The organism is Streptomyces sp. NPDC101132, assembly GCF_044759225.1.
In the GTDB taxonomy this organism is placed as follows: Bacteria; Actinomycetota; Actinomycetes; order Streptomycetales; family Streptomycetaceae; genus Streptomyces.
Genome location: NZ_JBIVYX010000006.1, coordinates 73,950 through 90,822, shown reverse-complemented (window position 1 = coordinate 90,822; position 16,873 = coordinate 73,950). Strand labels below are relative to the sequence as shown.

The window sequence follows — 16,873 nt, the reverse complement described above, 5'->3', positions numbered from 1 at the left end:
GTGGCCGGGTGTTCCCGTTCGCCGCCGCAGTGCGACGCTGAGGTACGTGAACGAGACCGTCGACCGCGCCTTCGCCGCCGCCCTCTCCTCCCTGGACGACACCGGCCTGGACACCGGCGCCTCCCTGCTGGCCGCCGACGCGGGGGCCTGGCCGGAGACCGGGCGCGAGCTGCTGCGGCGCGGCTCCGCGTACGTACGCCAGGCCTGGGAGCGCGGCTGGCAGCCCGCCGACGTCCTCCGGCTGGTCCGGCGCGACCTGGACGAACGCCACGCCCGCATCGCCCTCGACCTGATCGCCGCCGAGGGCCGCCGGTACGGTGCGGGGCAGCTGACCGGGCGGTGGACCGCCCAGCTCGAGGAACTCGGCGCGGCCGAGGCCTGGTGGGGCGGCGACGAGCGGTACGCGCCCGAGGCCGCCCGGCGTGAGTCGGCGGACCGGTTCACCCTCGCCACGGCCGTCCTGGAGACGCTGCGGCTGCTGGTCCGGCTGCCCTCGGTGGAGCCGGTCGGGCCGCTGCCCGGCGACCCGCTGGCGGCGCTGCCGGTGGCGCACGGCGACCCCAAGACCCTCGGCCGCATCCGGGCGCTGCTCGCGAAGGCCGAGGCCACCCCGTACCCGGAGGAGGCCGAGGCGCTCAGCGCGAAGGCCCAGGAGCTGATGGCCCGCCACACCCTCGACGAGGCGGCGGTGGCCAGGCCCGGGCAGGTGCCGGGGGCCTGCCGGATCGGGGTCGAGCCGCCGTACGAGGAGGCCAAGGCGGTGCTGCTGGACGCGGTCGCCACGGCGAACCGCTGCCGGGCGGTGTGGAACTCCGCCTACGGCTTCTCGACGGTGGTCGGCTTCGAGAGCGACCTGGAGGCGGTGGAACTCCTCTACACCTCCCTGCTGGTGCAGGGCACCCACGCGATGACGCGGGCGGAGGCGGGGCAGCGGGCCGGCGGCCGCAAGCGCACCAAGACCTTCCGGCAGTCCTTCTTCCTCGCCTACGCCTCCCGGGTCGGCCACCGGCTTGCGGAGACGGCCGAGCACGTCGTCGAGGACGCGGGAGCCGCGGACGGCGCGCTCCTGCCGGTGCTCGCCGCGCGGGACGTGGCGGTCACCTCGCGGGCGGAGGAGATGTTCCCGCGGACGACCACGACCCGCCTGCGCGGGGCCACCGACGAGGCCGGCTGGCTGGACGGCACGGCGGCCGCCGACCGCGCGGACATGGGTACGGGGCGCAAGGGTCTGCACCGCGGCTGACCCGTTCAGTCCCAGGAGTTGAAGAGCAGTTCGCTCAGCACGCCCGGCCGCCAGTGGCGGACCTGGGCGAGTTCGGCGTCCGCCAGCGCGCCCAGGTCGACGCGGCTCAGCGGCGTGGCCAGCTCGTCCACCGTCAGGGACCGCAGACCGAGCGGCTCGAAGTCGGCCGCCCAGGGCGGGGGTTCGACGAAGCCCGTGACGGGCGGGCCCGGGACGGGCGGGGAGGCGGTGAAGGCCAGCAGCGGCAGGTGCTCGTGGCGGAGCACGACGTGGGTCTCCGCGTGACGGGTGAGCGCGACCGCGTCGAAGACGGCCACGGGGTCCGTGTCCACGGCGGTGACGCGGGCCCCGGTCCGGCGGGCGACGTCATGGCAGGTACGGAGGAACGCGGTCCGGTCGGTCGTGGCGAGCGGCTCTTCGCCGTGGCCCCAAAAGCCGGTCGCTCCGCGCGGGACGCGCCTCACCGGCCGGTCTCCTCGCCGGTGCGCGGGGAGTCGCGCCGCGGGGCGCCGGGGGCGCCGGGGTCGTCGGACCGCAGGGCCCGCAGCGTCAGGTGCCGGGGTCCGAGGGCGTTCCTGATCATGCGGGGCTCCTCCTGGAGCGGGTGTGGGGTCAGGGGCCGGCGCGGGGGCCGGTGTGCGCCCGGTGTGCGGTCGGGCGGGTGTGTGTGGGTGGGGGCAGGCGCGGGCAGGCCTGGGCGGGCCCGGGCCATGCAACCACCGCGGAGCGGGAACGTACAAACCCGAAGGAGTCCTGAAGAGCCGTCACCGGATGCCGCAAACCAGCTCAATTAATGACCAACCGGTACGCTCGGCCCCATGAGCTGGCTGCGGGCGCTGAAGGAGACCGCCCGATCCGGGATGACCGTCGAGCGCGCCCGCCTGGAGCCGCTCGTCGCCGTCCGCGCCGCCGCCGGCCTCGCCCTCGTCATCGGTCTCGGCCTCGCCCTCCTCGGCCCGGGCGCGGCCGCCAGCTCGGCTTTCGGCGCCTTCCAGGCCGCCGTCGCGACCTTCCAGCGCAGCTGGCGCCCGCGCCCCGTGCTCGCCCTCGCGTCGGGGCTGACGCTGGCCGTCAGCACCTTCGTCGGCTACCTGGTCGGCGCCTCCCACACGGTCGCCTTCCTCGCCCTGCTCGCCCTCTGGACGTTCGTGTCCGGGCTGATGTGGGCCGCCGGCCCGACCGCCGGGATCATCGCCTCCGGCAACGTGGCGATCATGCTGGTGACGGTCACCCTGCCGACCTCCGTGGCCCAGGCCGCCGGCCACGCCGCGATGATCGCCCTGGGCGGGGTGGTGCAGGCGCTGCTGATCGTGCTGTTCCCGGTGCGGAGGTGGGGCGCCCAGCGCGACGCGCTCGCCGACGCCCTGGCCGCCGAGGCCGACTACGCCCGGCGGCTGCGGGAGGACCCCCGCGCGGTCTTCGACCCCGCCCCGCTGATGGCCGCCCGCGACGCGGCCACCGTGACGCCGCGTCAGGCCCGTCGGCGTCCGGCGGAGCTGCACGGCGCCCGGGGCCTGGCCGAACGCATCCGGCCCGTGCTCGCGCTGCTGGCCGACCCGTCGGTGGGCGCCCCCGCGGAGGGTCCCGCCCGCGACCGGGTGCGTGAACTGCTGGGCGCGGCGGCCACGGTGCTGGACGCGGCGGCGCGGGGCATCCGGCGCGGGGAGCCGGTGGCGCTGCCCGGGCCCGCGCTGGCGGTGCTCAAGTCGCCCGACACCGGGGAACTGCTGGCCGGGCCGGCCCGGCGGGCCGCGGCGCGGCTGGCGGTGCTGCTGGACGACGTCGTCGAGACCGCCGAGCCGGGTACCGGGCGGACCGCGCGCTTCGAGGAGTCGATGCTCCGGCCGACGCTGCCGCGCCTGGTGCCGCTGGTGGTGCGGGCGGTCCGCGTCGAACTGCGGCCCGGCTCACCGGTCCTGCGGCACGCGACGCGGGTGGCGGTGGTCGCCTCCGCGGGGTACCTGATCGGGCAGTGGCTGCCGTTCGGGCACGGGTACTGGGCGCCGATGGCCTCCGTGATGGTGATGCGGCCGGACTTCACGCAGACGTACTCCCGGGCGGTCGCGCGGTTCGGCGGCACGCTGGTCGGCGTCGGGCTCGCCACGGTGGTCGTGCAGGTCGCGGAGCCGGGGATGTACGTGTCCGGCCTGCTGGCGGTGGCGTGCGCCGGGCTGATGTACGCCCTGATGCGCACGGGGTACGTGGTCAGCCAGGCCTGCGTCGCCGGGTACGTGGTCTTCCTGCTGGGCATGGGCGGTACGCGGTGGGACCAGACGGTGCCGGACCGGGCCGCGCTGACGCTGGTCGGCGGGCTGCTGGCGATGCTGGGGTACGCCCTGTACCCGGCCTGGGAGACGCCCCGGCTGCGCACGCGGCTGGCCGACTGGCTGGCGGCGGACGGGCGGTACGCGGCGGCCGTGCTGCGGCAGTACGCGGTGCCGGTCGCCGACGCGGGGGCGGTCCGGGCGGCGCTGCTGGACGCGCGGGCGGCGCGGGTCGCGTGGCAGGAGGCGGTGGCGCGGGCCGCCGGTGAGCCGGTCCGGCACCGGGGGCTCTCCCGGGCCGCGGCCGACGACGCCGCCGCCGCGCTGGCCGCGTGCGCCCGGCACGCGATGCTGCTGGAAGCGCACAGACCGCTCCACCCGCCGCAGCCGCCGCCGGGCGCCGAGTCGGTGCGGGCGCACGAGGGTGCGGCCCCGAGCGCCGAGGCGGTGCCGGCGCGGGACACGGCCCCGGGCGCCGAGGCGGTGCCGGTGGGGGATGCCGGCCCGGGCGTCGAGGCGGGGCCGGGCGCGGGGGCCGCGCCGGGGCGCGGGCGGGTACGGGGCTCCGCGCCCGTACCCGGGGGCGGGGAGGCTCCGGCTGCCGCCGCCGAGGTGGAGGCGCTGGCGGCGGCCGTCGAGGCGGAGACCGCACGGGCGGGCCGGGCGGTGCGGGAGCGGCGGGTGCCGGAGTTCCCCGAGGTGCGGGGGGCGGTGGCGGTGCTGCCGGAGGGGGCGCTGCGGACGGCGTCCGTGCAGCTGGCGGACGCGCTGGACGCGGTGGCGGAGGCCCTGCGCCCCTGACGCCCCGGGAAAGCACCCCACCCCACCCTTCTCCCGTTCACCGGGCTGCGCCCGGACCCGCCTCGGGCTGCGCCCGGACCCGCCTCGGGCTGCGCCCGGACCCGCCTCGGGCTGCGCCCGGACCCGCCTCGGGCTGCGCCCGGACCCCGCCGGCTCCGCCCGGTCCCGCTGGGCTGTGCCCTGGCTTCGGGCTGCGCCCGGTCCCGTCTCGGGCTGTCGCCCTGGCCTCGGGATCCGCCGGACCCTCTGGCTGTGCCCTGGCCTTGGGCTGTGCCCGGTCCACCTTCGGGTTGCGCCCGGACCCGCCTCCGGCTGCGCCCGGTCCCGCTTCGGGTTGCACCCGGTCCCGGCGGGCTGCGATCTGGCCACGGGCTGCGCCCGGACCCTGCTTCGGGCTGCGCCCGGGCCGGGGCGTGGCGAGGGACTATTGGAAATGGGAACCGTTTTCGTTTAGGGTGGTGGCATGGCCCGCAACGAGCACCGACCGATCATCAGACTGAAGTCCACCGCAGGGACCGGCTTCACCTACGTGACCCGCAAGAACCGCCGCAACGACCCCGACCGGCTCGTCCTGCGCAAGTTCGACCCGGTGGCCGGCCGGCACGTCGACTTCCGTGAGGAGCGCTGAGCCCGTGAAGCCCGGAATCCACCCCGCCTACGGCCCGGTCGTCTTCCGCGACCGTGCGGGCGGCTTCGCCTTCCTGACCCGCTCGACCCTCGCCGCCACCACCACGGCCACCGTGACCTGGGAGGACGGCGGGACGTACCCCGTGGTCGACGTCGAGATCTCCTCGGCGAGCCACCCCTTCTACACCGGCACCGCCCGCGTCCTCGACACCGCCGGCCGCGTCGAGCGCTTCCAGCGCCGGTACGGCAGCGGCCGAGGGCCCGCGTGAGGAGGCTGCCCGTCGTCATCGTCGGCGGGCTGCACTCGGCGGCCAGGACCGAGGCCGTGGAGGGGCTGCTGCGCGTCGTCCCCGGCAGCGTCGCGCTCCACCACGACCTGGCCACGGCCGCGGAGGGCACCGTGCGGCGCACCCTCCGCGACGCGTCCGGCGAGCAGGCCTCGGGAGATGCCCCGCTGGTCAACGACTGCGCCTGCTGCGCGCTGCGCGAGGACCTGGTCCCGGAACTGGTGCGGCTGGCGGACGCCGGGCTCACTCGGCTCGCCGTCGTGGAGCTCTGGGACTCGGTCGAGCCCAGGGCCATGGCCGAGGTGATCGCCGCCCACGCCGGCGACCGCCTCGTGCTCGGCAACGTCGTCACCGCCGTGGACACCGCCCTGCTGCTGCCCTGCCTCGGCAACGGCGACGACCTCGCCGACGCCGGGCTGGCCGCCGCGGCGACCGACCGGCGCACGGTGGCGGACACCTTCGCCCGCCAGCTGGAGTACGCGCCGGTGCTGGCCGTGGTGGAGGGCGAGGGCGCCGACGATGCGGACCGGGCGCTGCTGACGCAGCTGCACCCCACCGCCCTGCGCGTCCCGGCCGGTGCGCCCGAGCTGGCCGCCCTCGCCGGGGTCGAGCCGGACGCCGCCCTCGCCGCCGGGTCCCACGGCGGGTCCCACGCCGGGTTCGACGTGGCGGCCGCCGCCGCCCGGCAGCATCCCGCCTGCGCGCTGCTGCCGCACGAGGCGGACGAGTGCGGGGTGGGCACGCTCGTCTGGCGCCGCCGGCGGCCGTTCCACCCGGAGCGGCTGTACGCGGCGCTGGAGGACCTGGCCTGCGCCGCGGCCCGCAGCCGCGGGCGGTTCTGGCTGGCCGACCGGCCCGACACCCTGCTGGCGTGGGACGCCGCGGGCGGCGCGCTGTGCGTGGAGGGCGCGGGCCCCTGGCTCGCCTCGCTGCCGGAGGCCGCCTGGGAACTCGTACCGCCGGTGCGGCGGGCTGCCGCGTCCCTCGACTGGCACCCCGTGCACGGCGACCGCTGCCAGCACCTGGTCTTCACCTCGCCCGCCCTCGACCGGGACGGGCTGGCCCGGCTGCTGGACTCCTGCCTGCTGACGGACGACGAGTACGCGACCGGGCCCGAGGGCTGGAAGGCCCTGCCCCGCGCCTTCGACGGGCTGCTCGACCCCGTCGCCTGAATCCGGTCCGGCCCCCTGGTTCCGATTACCCGAGAACTCCCGACACCCGGAGGAATGAATTCATGCCCCGGCGCGACGCGTCACGCAAACCACTGAAGGCCCGCCCCAACCCGCTGGATGCGGCGGGGATCACGTACATCGACTACAAGGACACGGATCTCCTCAGGAAATTCATCTCCGACCGCGGCAAGATCCGTAGTCGCCGCGTCACGCGGATCACGGTCCAGCAGCAGCGCCAACTCGCCAAGGCCATCAAGAACGCCCGGGAAATGGCACTTTTGCCCTACGGTTCGGGGAGTCGCTGACCTCCGCGTGACCAGGGGAACACCCCGCGTGCACGTGCATCTGCCCATGCAGCGGCATGTGAACACAGCTATGATCCGGTGCAGTTGACATCTGCACTATCGGGGGCTTCCTGTGGACCACGCGTACAACGGCATGGCCGCCACAGCACTCGACGGGGTGGTCTGGCAGAAGAGCAGGCACAGCAACTCGCAGGGTTCCTGCGTCGAGTTCGCGAAACTGCCCGGGGGGAACGTCGCCGTCCGCAATTCACGGCACCCGGACGGTCCGGCGCTGGTCTATACGCCGGCCGAGATAGAGGCACTGCTGCTCGGGGTGAAGGACGGCGAGTTCGACCATCTGATCGCGCCCTGACCCCGCACACGAAGAACGCCCGGCCTCCACACCAGGCCGGGCGTTTCCCGTGTGCTCTCCGCCGCTCCGCGTTCCGCGCGGCGCGGTGGCGCGGCGCGTACGCGCCTTAGTCGTGGAGCCGGAACAGCGCCCAGACCACCTTGCCGGTCAGGCGCCCCGCGAGCGGGTGCCAGCCCCAGCTGTCGCTGTACGAGTCCACCAGGAACAGTCCGCGCCCCGACTCCAGGTCGCAGTTCTCCTCGGTCCGCTCGGGCGAGAAGCCGGAGAAGCCCTCGTCCCCCGTCCCCGTCGGCGAGTCCTCGCTGGGGTCGCGCACCGCGCAGACCAGCCGGGTGCTCCACCGCATCAGGTGCAGCCGTACGTGGGACTCGTGCTCCGAGCTCCCGCCGGTGCTCCCGGGCAGCGCGTGCCGCAGGGCGTTGGTGACGAGTTCGGAGACCACGAGCGCGACGTCGTCGAAGCGGTCGTCGAGGCCCCACTGGCCCAGGGTCGAGCGGGTGAACGAGCGGGCGCCCCGCACCGCTTCGAACCTGGCGGGCAGGGCGCAGGACGCGGACCCGGAGACGGCCGTGGGGTCGACCGGGGGCAGCCCCTGCCGTAAAGGCTCGAGCATGGTCGATCCATTCGTCCCCATGCGAGGCACTCCCGGGAGTCGCGGACGGAGCGGTACTGCGGGGTGGCGCCTTGCGCCCGCGCGGATTGCACGCAGGTGCGCGGCACCATGGTTCCGAATGCGTAGGGCAGATGCAAGGGCAGATGCACGTGCACGCGCCCGGGCTGTCCGTTCCCGTGATGGTTCAAGCTCATTTCTTCCTACGTCTACTTACGGACTTCTTTTCCGGGAGCGCGGATTCCGTTACAGAACGAGTACGGGCCGATGCGTTTTGGTGGCAGACTGCGGGGCTCGGGGTACGGGGGTCCCGCCGACTGGCACGAGCGATGGGGAGGGTAGGAGAAGTGACCACAGGAGAGGCATGGGGGTCCCCGGCAGGGGGCGGTTCCGTGGTGCGTCGCATCCTCCTGGGATCACAGCTGCGGCGACTGCGTGAATCCCGTGGGATCACCCGTGAGGCGGCCGGTTACTCGATCCGTGCGTCCGAATCGAAGATCAGCCGCTTGGAGTTGGGAAGGGTGAGCTTCAAGGCAAGAGACGTAGAGGACCTGCTGACGCTCTACGGGGTCACCGACGGCGCGGAGCGCGAGTCGCTCCTCGGTCTCGTGCGCGAGGCCAACGCGGCGGGCTGGTGGCACAGTTACGGCGACGTGCTGCCCGGGTGGTTCCAGACGTACATCGGTCTGGAGGGCGCGGCCTCGCTCATCCGCATCTACGAGGTGCAGTTCGTGCACGGTCTGCTCCAGACCGAGGCCTACGCGCACGCGGTCGTCAGCCGCGGCATGCCCGGGGCCTCCGCCGCCGAGATCGACCGGCGGGTGGCGCTGCGCCTGGAACGCCAGAAGACGCTGGTCTCCGAGAACGCCCCCTTCTTCCACGCGGTGCTCGACGAGGCGGCCCTGCGCCGTCCGTACGGCGACCGGGCGGTCATGCGGGGCCAGTTGGAGCACCTCATCGAGATCTCCCAGCGGCCCAACGTACGGCTCCAGGTCATGCCCTTCAGCTTCGGCGGCCACGCCGGCGAGAGCGGGGCCTTCACGCTCCTGCGCTTCCCGGAGTCCGACCTCCAGGACATCGTCTACCTCGAACAGCTCACCAGCGCGCTCTACCTCGACAAGGATGACGAGGTGGCCCAGTACGACCGGGCGATGGAGCGCCTCCAGCACGACTGCCCGGACCCGGACGCCACCCGGGATCTTCTCCGCGGTCTGCTCCAACTGTCTTGACACACAAGTAGGATGACGGCCATTCAGGCTCCAGTGCAGCGCAACGGTGCGCGCTCGCAGTAAGGGATGACATGTCCATATTCACCGAGCTGGCTCACCAGTACATCGACGGCGAATGGCTGGCCGGAACCGGCTCGTGGGACATCATCGACGTCAACCCCTACAACGGCGAGAAGCTCGCCGCCATCACCGTGGCCACGGTCGAGCAGGTCGACCAGGCCTACCGCGCCGCCGACCGCGCCCAGCGGACCTGGGCCGAGACCAGCCCGTACGCCAGACGTGCCGTGCTGGAGAAGGTGCTGAAGCTCACCGAGGAGCGCGAGGCCGAGATCGTCGAGGCGATGATCGACGAGCTCGGCGGCACCCGTCCCAAGGCGGAGTACGAGGTCCACCTGGCCAAGGAGTTCCTCCGCGAGGCCGTCCAGCTCGCCGTCCGGCCCGAGGGGCGGATCCTCCCCTCGCCGGTGGACGGCAAGGAGAACCGCGTGGAGCGGCTGCCCGTCGGCGTGATCGCCGTCATCAGCCCCTTCAACTTCCCCTTCCTCGTCACGCTGAAGTCCGTCGCCCCCGCCCTCGCGCTCGGCAACGCCGTGGTCATCAAGCCGAACCAGAACGCGCCGGTGGTCGGCGGCGGCGTGATCGCCAAGCTGTTCGAGGACGCCGGTCTGCCGGCCGGCCTGCTGAACGTCCTGGTCACCGACATCGCCGAGATAGGCGACGCCCTCCTCACCCACCCCGTGCCCCGGGTGATCTCCTTCGCGGGCTCGGACCGCGTCGGCCGCCACGTCGGCGCCGTCGCCGCCCGCCACTTCAAGCGCACCGTCCTCGAACTCAGCGGCAACAGCGCCCTGGTCGTCCTCGACGACGCCGACCTCGACTACGCGGTGGACGCGGCCGTCTTCAGCCGCTTCGTCTACCAGGGCCAGGTCTGCATGGCCGCCAACCGCATCCTGGTCGACCGCTCCGTCGAGGCCGACTTCACCGAGCGCTTCGTCAAGCGGGTGCGCTCGCTCAACACCGGCGACCCGCACGAGCCCGACGTACAGATCGGGCCGCTGATCAACCCCTTCCAGGCCGAGGCCCTCACCGCCCTCGTGGACCGGGCCCTGGAGGCCGGCGCCACCGCACTCGTACGCGGCGCTACGCGCGGCAACCTGGTCGAACCCACCGTCCTGACCGGCATCCCGGAGGACTCGCCGCTCCTGGGCCAGGAGATCTTCGGGCCGGTGGCCCTGCTGGTCCCCTTCGACGGCGAGGACGAGGCCGTACGACTGGCCAACGCCACCCCGTACGGGCTCAGCGGCGCCGTGCACACCCGGGACGTGGAGCGGGGTGTCCGCTTCGCCAAGCGCATCGAGACCGGCATGATCCACGTGAACGACTCGACCATCGGCGACGAGCCGCTGGCCGCCTTCGGGGGCGAGAAGGCCTCCGGCATGGGGCGGCTCAACGGCGAGGCCACCATCGAGGCGTTCACCACCCAGAAGTGGATCTCGATCCAGCACGGCCGCTCGCGCTTCCCGTTCTGAAACCCGTCGCGGAACGCGCGCCATTGAGGACAGATCCTGACCGCAAGCCCCCGTAGCGTCTTTCCTGTCGGCCGGAGCGGCCGGCAGCGACACCAAGCCCTACGGAAGGACCGGTCATGGTCACCCACGTTCCCGCGGAAGCCCAGGGCGACGAGCGCGGCGCACTGCTCGCCTTCGCCGAGGCCCAGCGCGGCGCCCTGCGCCGCTCGGTGCTCGGCCTGACCGCCGAGCAGGCCGCGAGCCGTCCGAGCGCCAGCGAGCTGTCCCTGTCGGGCCTGCTCAAGCACGTGGCCGAGACCGAGCTGAACTGGCTCCGGCTCGCGCAGCAGCGGCCCAACGAGCGGCAGCGCACCGAGGAGACCTGGGGCGACAGCTTCCGGCTGGTCGGCGACGAGACCGTGGCCGGGGTGCTGGCCTTCTGGGACGGCGTCGTCGCGGAGCTGGAGGAGTTCATCCACTCCGTGCCCAGCCTCGACGAGACCTTCCCGCTGCCGCCGGCCCCCTGGTTCCCCAAGGAGGGCAAGGTCTCGATGCGCTGGCTGCTGCTCCACCTGGTGGAGGAGCACGCCCGGCACGCCGGCCACGCCGACATCATCCGCGAGTCGCTGGACGGCAAGACCGCGTTCGAACTGGTCGCCGAGGCGGCGGAGACGGCCTAGCCGGCGTCCGCCACCGGGCCGTCCCCGGTGGCGTACGGGTTCTCCTCCCCCTCCCGGAGCACCCCCACGAAGGGCTCGCCCTCGCCGGCGAACACGTACGCCCCGCCCTCGATCCGTTCGGCCAGCCCGCGGGTCCAGGCCGCCTCCGCGTCGGCCGTGTGCAGCCACATGTCCATGATCTCGCCGATGTGACCGAGCCGCTCCGGCCCCTCTTCGGGCAGGTAGCGGCCGGTCACGGCCGCCCGCCAGGCGGCCAGCCGCTCCAGCCGCTCCCGGAGCAGGACGAGGACCTCCGCGCGCGGCAGGTCCACCATGAAGCCGATCGCCGCCGAAAGGGCGTCGCGGTGCTGCCCGTGGCCGGCGAGCGCCTCCCGCAGCAGCCGCAGGTACTCCGCGCGGCCCGCGTCCGTCAGTTCGTACTCGGTGCGGGGCGGGCCGCCGGCCGCGCTCGGCGCGACCTCGTGCGCCAGCAGCACGCCCTGCTTCGCCATCTGCTTGAGCGCGTGGTAGATCGAGCCGGGCTTGGCGTTCGACCACTCGTGCGCGCCCCAGAACTCCAGATCGTTGCGCACCTGGTAGCCGTGCGCCCGCCCGTGCTGGCGGACCGCTCCGAGGACGAGAAGACGGATCGCGGACATGCGGACAGGCTAGGCCGTCCGGATCAGGCCGGGTGCTTGTCCTCCGGGCCGGGCCGGACCTCGGCCGGCCGGGCCCCGTACGCGCTCCCGTCGGGCTTCAGCCGCATCTGCTGCCGGCCCGTCACCAGCAGCCAGGCCGGCAGCGAGGCCAGGCACAGCAGCGGCAGCAGGTCCACGGTCGGGACCAGGACGGCGGCCGTGAACAGGCTGAGCCAGGCCTCGCGGGTGGTGGCCAGCAGGACGCCGAGGACCGCGCAGCTCACCCCCACGGCCGGCTGCACCTCGGGGACCAGCTCGCTGATGCCCAGCCCCAGCGAGACGCCCGCGAACACCGCGGGGAAGATCCGCCCGCCCCGGAACCCGGCGGCGGACGCCGTCACCAGCGCGGCCACCTTCACCAGGGCCATCCCCACCAGGGCTCCCGCCGAGTGGTGCGACTCGGTCAGCTCGCCGATCTGCTCCAGCCCCTTGAAGAGGGTGAGGTGGCCGCCCAGCGCGCCCAGCAGGCCCAGGACGACGCCACCGGCGGTCAGCATGAGCACCGGGTGCCGCAGGGCGTGGAAGGCCCGGTGGAAGTACGGGAAGGCGTACACCCCCAGCAGCCCGAGCACGGCGCCCACCGGAGCCACGACGAGCGCCGCCACCACGTCGCCCCAGTGGGGTCCGGAGAACGGGGGGAGGTCGACCTGGAACACCGGCTCGGTGATCAGCGTGGTCGTGAGCCCGCCGGCACTCGCCGCCACCAGCGGTGCGAAGAGCCGGTCCCACACCGCCCAGTCCCGGGTGGCCGCGTCGGCGTCCCCTTCCCCGGGAGGGGCGGACGGCCGACCCGCGCTCGCGGCCAGCGACTCCGACAGCACCAGCGCCGCCGCCACCGGTGTGCCGAACAGCGCACCGATCGTCCCCGCGGCGGCCAGCGAGGCCCACAGCTTCGCCGAGCCGCCCGGCAGCAGCCGCATCCCCGCCCAGTAGGCCAGCGCGATGTTCGCGGCCGTGATCGGGTTCTCGGGGCCCAGGCTCACGCCGCCGGCCAGCGACAGCATGCTCGCCAGCAGCAGCCCGGGAATCACGCCCGGCGCCAGCGGCGGGTCGACCAGCCCGGTGGTGGCCGGGTCGGGGCCCGCGTGCCCGTGCACGCGCCACACGACCAGGCCCACCGCGAGGCCCGTGGCGGTCAGCACGACGAGCATCCAGAAGACGGAGTAGCGCCCGATCCCGAGGGCGTCGGGCACGGTTTCCCAGAGCACCGACTGGAGGGCGTCGGCGGCCTCGCTCACACCGATCAGCAGGAGGCTGCAGCCGACGCCCACGACGAGCGCGGGCAGGGCCAGCCTGGCCAGCATCGGTGCGGGTCGCGCAGAGGTGGGGGCCACCGGATCACCGTATAGGCGGAAACCGGATCAAGCAGGTCGAAAAAGAGCAACTCGGACGGTGGGCGTCGGCCGACTTGCACCTCACGCGACGTGAGGACCCAGGCTGGAGCGCGTACCGAACGACAGGAGCGGAAAGATGAGCTACTCCGTGGGCCAGGTCGCCGGTTTCGCCGGAGTGACGGTGCGCACGCTGCACCACTACGACGAGATCGGCCTGCTCTCCCCGAGCGGCCGCAGCCACGCCGGGCACCGGCGCTACGAGGACACCGACCTCGACAGGCTCCAGCGGATCCTGTTCTACCGGGAGCTCGGCTTCCCGCTCGACGAGGTCGCGGTCCTCCTGGACGACCCGGACACCGACCCGCAGGAGCACCTGCGCAGGCAGCACGCGCTGCTGACGGACCGGATCGACCGGCTGAAGGAGATGGCGGCGGCCGTGGAACTCGCCATGGAGGCGGACAAGATGGGCATCAACCTCACCCCGGAGGAGAAGTTCGAGGCCTTCGGGGACTTCGACCCCGACCAGTACGCGGCCGAGGCCGAGCAGCGCTGGGGGAACACCGAGGCGTACCGGCAGTCTCAGCAGCGGGCCGCGCAGTACACCAAGGAGGACTGGCAGCGCTTCATGGCGGAGCACGAGGGCATCGCCCGACGGCTCGCCGCCCTGATGGAGGAGGGCGTCCCGGCCGGCTCCGAGCCGGCGATGGACCTCGCCGAGGAGCACCGCGGCTGGATCGGGCACAGCTACGACTGCTCGTACGAGATGCACCGCTGTCTGGGTGAGATGTACGTGGCGGACCCGCGCTTCACGGCCACGTACGACCGCATCCGCCCGGGCCTCGCGGTCTACCTCCGCGAGGCGATCGACGCGAACGCCGCCCGGCGCGAAAAGTAATCGAATGGCAAAGACCCCTGCCCGGAACCTGGAACCGGGCGGGGGTCGGGTGCGTTGATAATTGAGGCACCCCCACTGCAAGGCAGCGCCGCCGCCCCCGAACCCAGGAGTCCGGAACACGTGTACACGACGACGCTCGCGCTCGGCCCGGAGTGGCTGTCGCCGGACTATCTGATCTCCCACTTCGGGCTGATCGGCATCCTGGTGATCGTCTTCGCCGAGTCGGGTCTCTTCGCCTTCCTCCCCGGCGACTCCCTGCTGTTCACGGCCGGCCTGCTGGTCGCGAACGGCGAGTACATCAAGCAGCCGCTGTGGCTGGTGTGCACGCTGATCGTGGCCGCCGCCGTCCTCGGCGACCAGGTCGGCTACCTGATCGGCAAGTACTTCGGCCCCAAGATCTTCAGCCGCCCGAACTCCAAGGTCTTCAAGAAGGAGAACCTGGACAAGGCGCACGAATTCGTGGAGAAGTACGGGCCCAAGGCCATCGTCCTCGCCCGCTTCGTGCCGATCGTCCGCACCTTCGCGCCGATCGTCGCGGGCGCCGGCCGGATGAAGTACCGCGTGTTCTTCACGTACAACCTCGTCGGCGCCATCGGCTGGGGCGCGGGCGTCACGATCGCCGGCTACTGGCTCGGCCAGTTCGGCTTCATCAAGAACAACATCGAGCCGATCCTCGTCCTGATCGTCCTCATCTCCGTCATCCCGGTCGTCTTCGAGGTCCTGAAGGCCCGCAAGGAGGCCAGGAACAACCCGGCTCAGGAGGCCGCGGACGGCAGCGCCGCCCAGCCCTCCCAGCGCGGCCGCCACGCCCGCCGCTAGCGGGCACGGAAGCGGTACCCGGAAGGGCCGGGACGCCACGGGCGTCCCGGCCCTTCCGCGTGCGCGGCCCCGCGCGGCCGCTAGAAGCCGCGGGTGCGCTTGGCCGACTGGCGCTTTTCCGCGGAGGCGCGGCCCGGGAGGCGGAGGAAGAGGCGGGAGACCTCGGAGCCCAGGTTGACGCCGATCGCGATGGCCAGGGCCAGGGCGGCCGCGTTCGTGAGGGAGGCGAAGCCCTTGTCGAGCCTGCCCTCAGCGATCGAGAGCAGGCCGTAGTACGTCGCCGAGCCCGGCAGCAGCGGGCCGATCGCGGCGGTCACGTACGGCAGCGCCGTGGCGTGCCGGTAGCGCGAGAACAGCTGGCCGAAGAGGCCCACCAGGCCGGCGGCGACGGCGGTGGACGGCACCGGCGGGATCCCGCCGGCGTAGTGCAGCGCGCCGAAGGTCACCCAGGCCACGCCGCCGTTGAGGGTCACCACCCAGACCGTGGACCAGGGCTGCTGGAGCAGGATCGCGAAGGTGAAGACCAGCACCATCGAGGCCGCGATCTGGACCGGCGGGCGCTCGGTGATCCGCAGGACCTCCTCGGGGTTGGGCGAGGTGTGCAGCTGCAGGCCCAGGTAGAGCACGACCAGCACGCCGATGATGATCCCGATGAAGAGGTACATCACCTCCAGCAGCCGGGCCGAGGCGGTGATGTAGTAGCCGGTCAGGCCGTCCTGCACGGCCGCGACGAGGGCCCGCCCGGGCAGCAGCGCGAACAGCCCGCCGGTGATCACCGCGGAGGCCTTCACGTCCCATTCGAGCAGGCTGATGGCCACCCCGATCGCGGCCGGCGGCATGGCCGCGACCACGAACTGGTAGAACTCCGGCAGCCCGCGCCCGGCGCAGATCCAGGCCAGCCGGTCGCCGAGCACGGCGCCGAGCGCCGCGGCGAAGAAGACCAGCACGCCACCGCCGACGAGCGTGGAGGCGGCACCCGCCAGCAGGCCGGCGGCGGCCGTGAGCACCCAGCCGGAGTACGGGTGGCGGTTGCGGCGGATCTCCGCCAGCCGGCGGTACGCCTCCTCCAGGGAGACGTCGATCTCGGGCGTGCTGATGTCGTGCACCAGCCGGAAGACGGCGGCCAGCCGGGTGTAGTCCGTGCCGCGGCGCCGCACCGTGCGGTTGGCCGACACCGGGTCGTCCACCAGGGAGGGCTGGTGGGTGATCGACAGCATCGTGAAGGTGACCGTGGGCTCACAGCGGTCCAGGCCGTAGCTGCGGGCCACCGCGAACATGGCGGCCTCGACGTCCTCGGCCCCCTCGCCGCCGGCCAGCATCAGCTCGCCGATGCGCAGGGCCAGGTCGAGCACGCGGGGCACGGCGGGACCGGCCTCGCCGTGCCGCTGCGCCGGTTCCGTCACCGGCCGGTCGCCCACCGGCATCCGGAGCATCGTGCGCATCCGGTCCTGCCAGGGGGACTCCGTCATCCGGGCGAGGGGGAAGTCCTGGCCGCCGGTGTACGCGGGCGGTGAGTGCTGGGCGCTGTACGTCCGGGGCGGGGCGAACGCGGAGCCCTCGGGCTCGGCCGCGAGGGTCTCCAGCCCGTCCGGAACGGTGAACTCCGAGGTCGGCTGCTCGTCCTCCGGCACCGGGGCGGACTCGACGCCCTCCGGTGCTGCGAAGGCGCTCCGCGCCTCGTCCGACCGCGGTTTGCGGTCCTCTGCCCCCTCGGCCTCCGCCACGCGCACTCCTGTCCCTGGCCGCCCCGGGTATCAGTATGCGGAACCGTTTCGTCCACGGCGAAAGGGGATCCCTCCAGGTGGGAACGCTGCCGGGCACGCGAACGGGCGGCACTCCGGAGATCGGAGTGCCGCCCGTCGAAGACCGGTTGCGGGTCGTACCAGCCGTCACAGACCGGATGCGGGTCCTACCGGCCGTCCGCCCGCCGACGACCGCGCGGGCGGAAGAGCCGAAGGGCGCGCTGGGGCCGGTGCGCGGTGCGTGCAGACCGCGAGCGCTTCCCTGCGGGAGCCGGGTGGGTCACCGGCCCCAGCATCGAGGCGCCCGGAGGCGAAAGAGCCCCAAGAA

Annotated in this window: 17 protein-coding genes and 1 pseudogene; 12 read left to right on the top strand and 6 right to left on the bottom strand. The window is 73.5% G+C overall.

What is annotated here, in order from left to right; all coding sequences use genetic code 11:
• Window positions 1-46 precede the first annotated feature (46 nt).
• On the top strand, window positions 47-1,243 hold the full coding sequence (locus ACIQUR_RS15685; RefSeq protein WP_403664179.1) for a DUF2786 domain-containing protein: 1,197 nt from the start codon (window positions 47-49) through the stop codon (window positions 1,241-1,243).
• A gap of 5 nt (window positions 1,244-1,248) precedes the next feature.
• Here ACIQUR_RS15685 and ACIQUR_RS15680 read toward each other — a convergent pair whose 3' ends face one another.
• Window positions 1,249-1,707 carry a hypothetical protein gene (locus ACIQUR_RS15680; protein ID WP_403664176.1) on the bottom strand — a complete coding sequence of 153 codons (459 nt, stop codon included), beginning with the start codon at window positions 1,705-1,707 and terminating at the stop codon, window positions 1,249-1,251.
• Window positions 1,704-1,826: a hypothetical protein gene (locus ACIQUR_RS15675; protein WP_403664173.1), complete on the bottom strand. Its 123-nt coding sequence runs from the start codon at window positions 1,824-1,826 to the stop codon at window positions 1,704-1,706. The genes ACIQUR_RS15680 and ACIQUR_RS15675 overlap by 4 nt, the downstream gene beginning before the upstream one ends.
• A 235-nt stretch (window positions 1,827-2,061) precedes the next feature.
• Here ACIQUR_RS15675 and ACIQUR_RS15670 point away from each other — a divergent pair, with 235 nt between their 5' ends.
• The 6 genes from ACIQUR_RS15670 to ACIQUR_RS15645 all read left to right on the top strand — a co-directional run bounded on the left by ACIQUR_RS15670 (window position 2,062) and on the right by ACIQUR_RS15645 (window position 7,051).
• Complete coding sequence (locus ACIQUR_RS15670) at window positions 2,062-4,308, top strand: FUSC family protein (RefSeq protein ID WP_403664170.1); 2,247 nt, start codon at window positions 2,062-2,064, stop codon at window positions 4,306-4,308.
• Window positions 4,309-4,771: 463 nt separating this feature from the next.
• Window positions 4,772-4,936, top strand: a complete 165-nt coding sequence (rpmG, locus tag ACIQUR_RS15665; RefSeq protein ID WP_403664167.1) for a 50S ribosomal protein L33 — start codon at window positions 4,772-4,774, stop codon at window positions 4,934-4,936.
• Between the two features lie 4 nt (window positions 4,937-4,940).
• A complete protein-coding gene (locus ACIQUR_RS15660) occupies window positions 4,941-5,204 on the top strand; it encodes a type B 50S ribosomal protein L31 (protein ID WP_403664164.1) in 264 nt (87 codons plus the stop codon).
• A complete protein-coding gene (locus ACIQUR_RS15655; RefSeq protein ID WP_403664161.1) occupies window positions 5,201-6,394 on the top strand; it encodes a CobW family GTP-binding protein in 1,194 nt (397 codons plus the stop codon). Before ACIQUR_RS15660 ends, ACIQUR_RS15655 begins: the two co-directional genes overlap by 4 nt.
• A gap of 62 nt (window positions 6,395-6,456) precedes the next feature.
• On the top strand, window positions 6,457-6,699 hold the full coding sequence (rpsR, locus tag ACIQUR_RS15650) for a 30S ribosomal protein S18 (protein WP_403664158.1): 243 nt from the start codon (window positions 6,457-6,459) through the stop codon (window positions 6,697-6,699).
• Between the two features lie 112 nt (window positions 6,700-6,811).
• A complete protein-coding gene (locus ACIQUR_RS15645) occupies window positions 6,812-7,051 on the top strand; it encodes a DUF397 domain-containing protein (RefSeq protein WP_399946760.1) in 240 nt (79 codons plus the stop codon).
• A gap of 106 nt (window positions 7,052-7,157) precedes the next feature.
• Here ACIQUR_RS15645 and ACIQUR_RS15640 read toward each other — a convergent pair whose 3' ends face one another.
• Window positions 7,158-7,685 (bottom strand): ATP-binding protein, encoded by a 528-nt coding sequence (locus tag ACIQUR_RS15640; protein ID WP_403664155.1) that lies wholly within the window; start codon window positions 7,683-7,685, stop codon window positions 7,158-7,160.
• A 305-nt stretch (window positions 7,686-7,990) separates the two neighbouring features.
• Here ACIQUR_RS15640 and ACIQUR_RS15635 point away from each other — a divergent pair, with 305 nt between their 5' ends.
• The 3 genes from ACIQUR_RS15635 (at window position 7,991) to ACIQUR_RS15625 (ending at window position 11,078) form a co-directional block, all read left to right on the top strand.
• Entirely contained in the window at window positions 7,991-8,890 is a 900-nt protein-coding gene (locus tag ACIQUR_RS15635; protein WP_403664152.1) for a helix-turn-helix domain-containing protein, read from the top strand.
• A 71-nt stretch (window positions 8,891-8,961) separates the two neighbouring features.
• Entirely contained in the window at window positions 8,962-10,419 is a 1,458-nt protein-coding gene (locus tag ACIQUR_RS15630; RefSeq protein ID WP_403664149.1) for an aldehyde dehydrogenase family protein, read from the top strand.
• A gap of 116 nt (window positions 10,420-10,535) precedes the next feature.
• Window positions 10,536-11,078 (top strand): DinB family protein, encoded by a 543-nt coding sequence (locus tag ACIQUR_RS15625; protein WP_403664146.1) that lies wholly within the window; start codon window positions 10,536-10,538, stop codon window positions 11,076-11,078.
• Here the strand turns inward: ACIQUR_RS15625 and ACIQUR_RS15620 are convergent.
• Both ACIQUR_RS15620 and ACIQUR_RS15615 read right to left on the bottom strand, forming a co-directional pair.
• Complete coding sequence (locus ACIQUR_RS15620; RefSeq protein ID WP_403664143.1) at window positions 11,075-11,716, bottom strand: PadR family transcriptional regulator; 642 nt, start codon at window positions 11,714-11,716, stop codon at window positions 11,075-11,077. The two genes, ACIQUR_RS15625 and ACIQUR_RS15620, sit on opposite strands and share 4 nt — an antisense overlap.
• A 23-nt stretch (window positions 11,717-11,739) precedes the next feature.
• A complete protein-coding gene (locus tag ACIQUR_RS15615; protein ID WP_403664861.1) occupies window positions 11,740-13,059 on the bottom strand; it encodes an ion channel protein in 1,320 nt (439 codons plus the stop codon).
• A gap of 166 nt (window positions 13,060-13,225) precedes the next feature.
• Here ACIQUR_RS15615 and ACIQUR_RS15610 point away from each other — a divergent pair, with 166 nt between their 5' ends.
• Both ACIQUR_RS15610 and ACIQUR_RS15605 read left to right on the top strand, forming a co-directional pair.
• Window positions 13,226-13,984 (top strand): MerR family transcriptional regulator, encoded by a 759-nt coding sequence (locus ACIQUR_RS15610; RefSeq protein WP_403664140.1) that lies wholly within the window; start codon window positions 13,226-13,228, stop codon window positions 13,982-13,984.
• Window positions 13,985-14,104: 120 nt separating this feature from the next.
• Window positions 14,105-14,773 (top strand): annotated as a pseudogene (locus tag ACIQUR_RS15605) (DedA family protein); the annotation flags it as partial.
• Between the two features lie 110 nt (window positions 14,774-14,883).
• Here the strand turns inward: ACIQUR_RS15605 and ACIQUR_RS15600 are convergent.
• Window positions 14,884-16,527 (bottom strand): threonine/serine exporter ThrE family protein, encoded by a 1,644-nt coding sequence (locus ACIQUR_RS15600; RefSeq protein ID WP_403664137.1) that lies wholly within the window; start codon window positions 16,525-16,527, stop codon window positions 14,884-14,886.
• Between the last annotated feature and the right edge of the window lie 346 nt (window positions 16,528-16,873).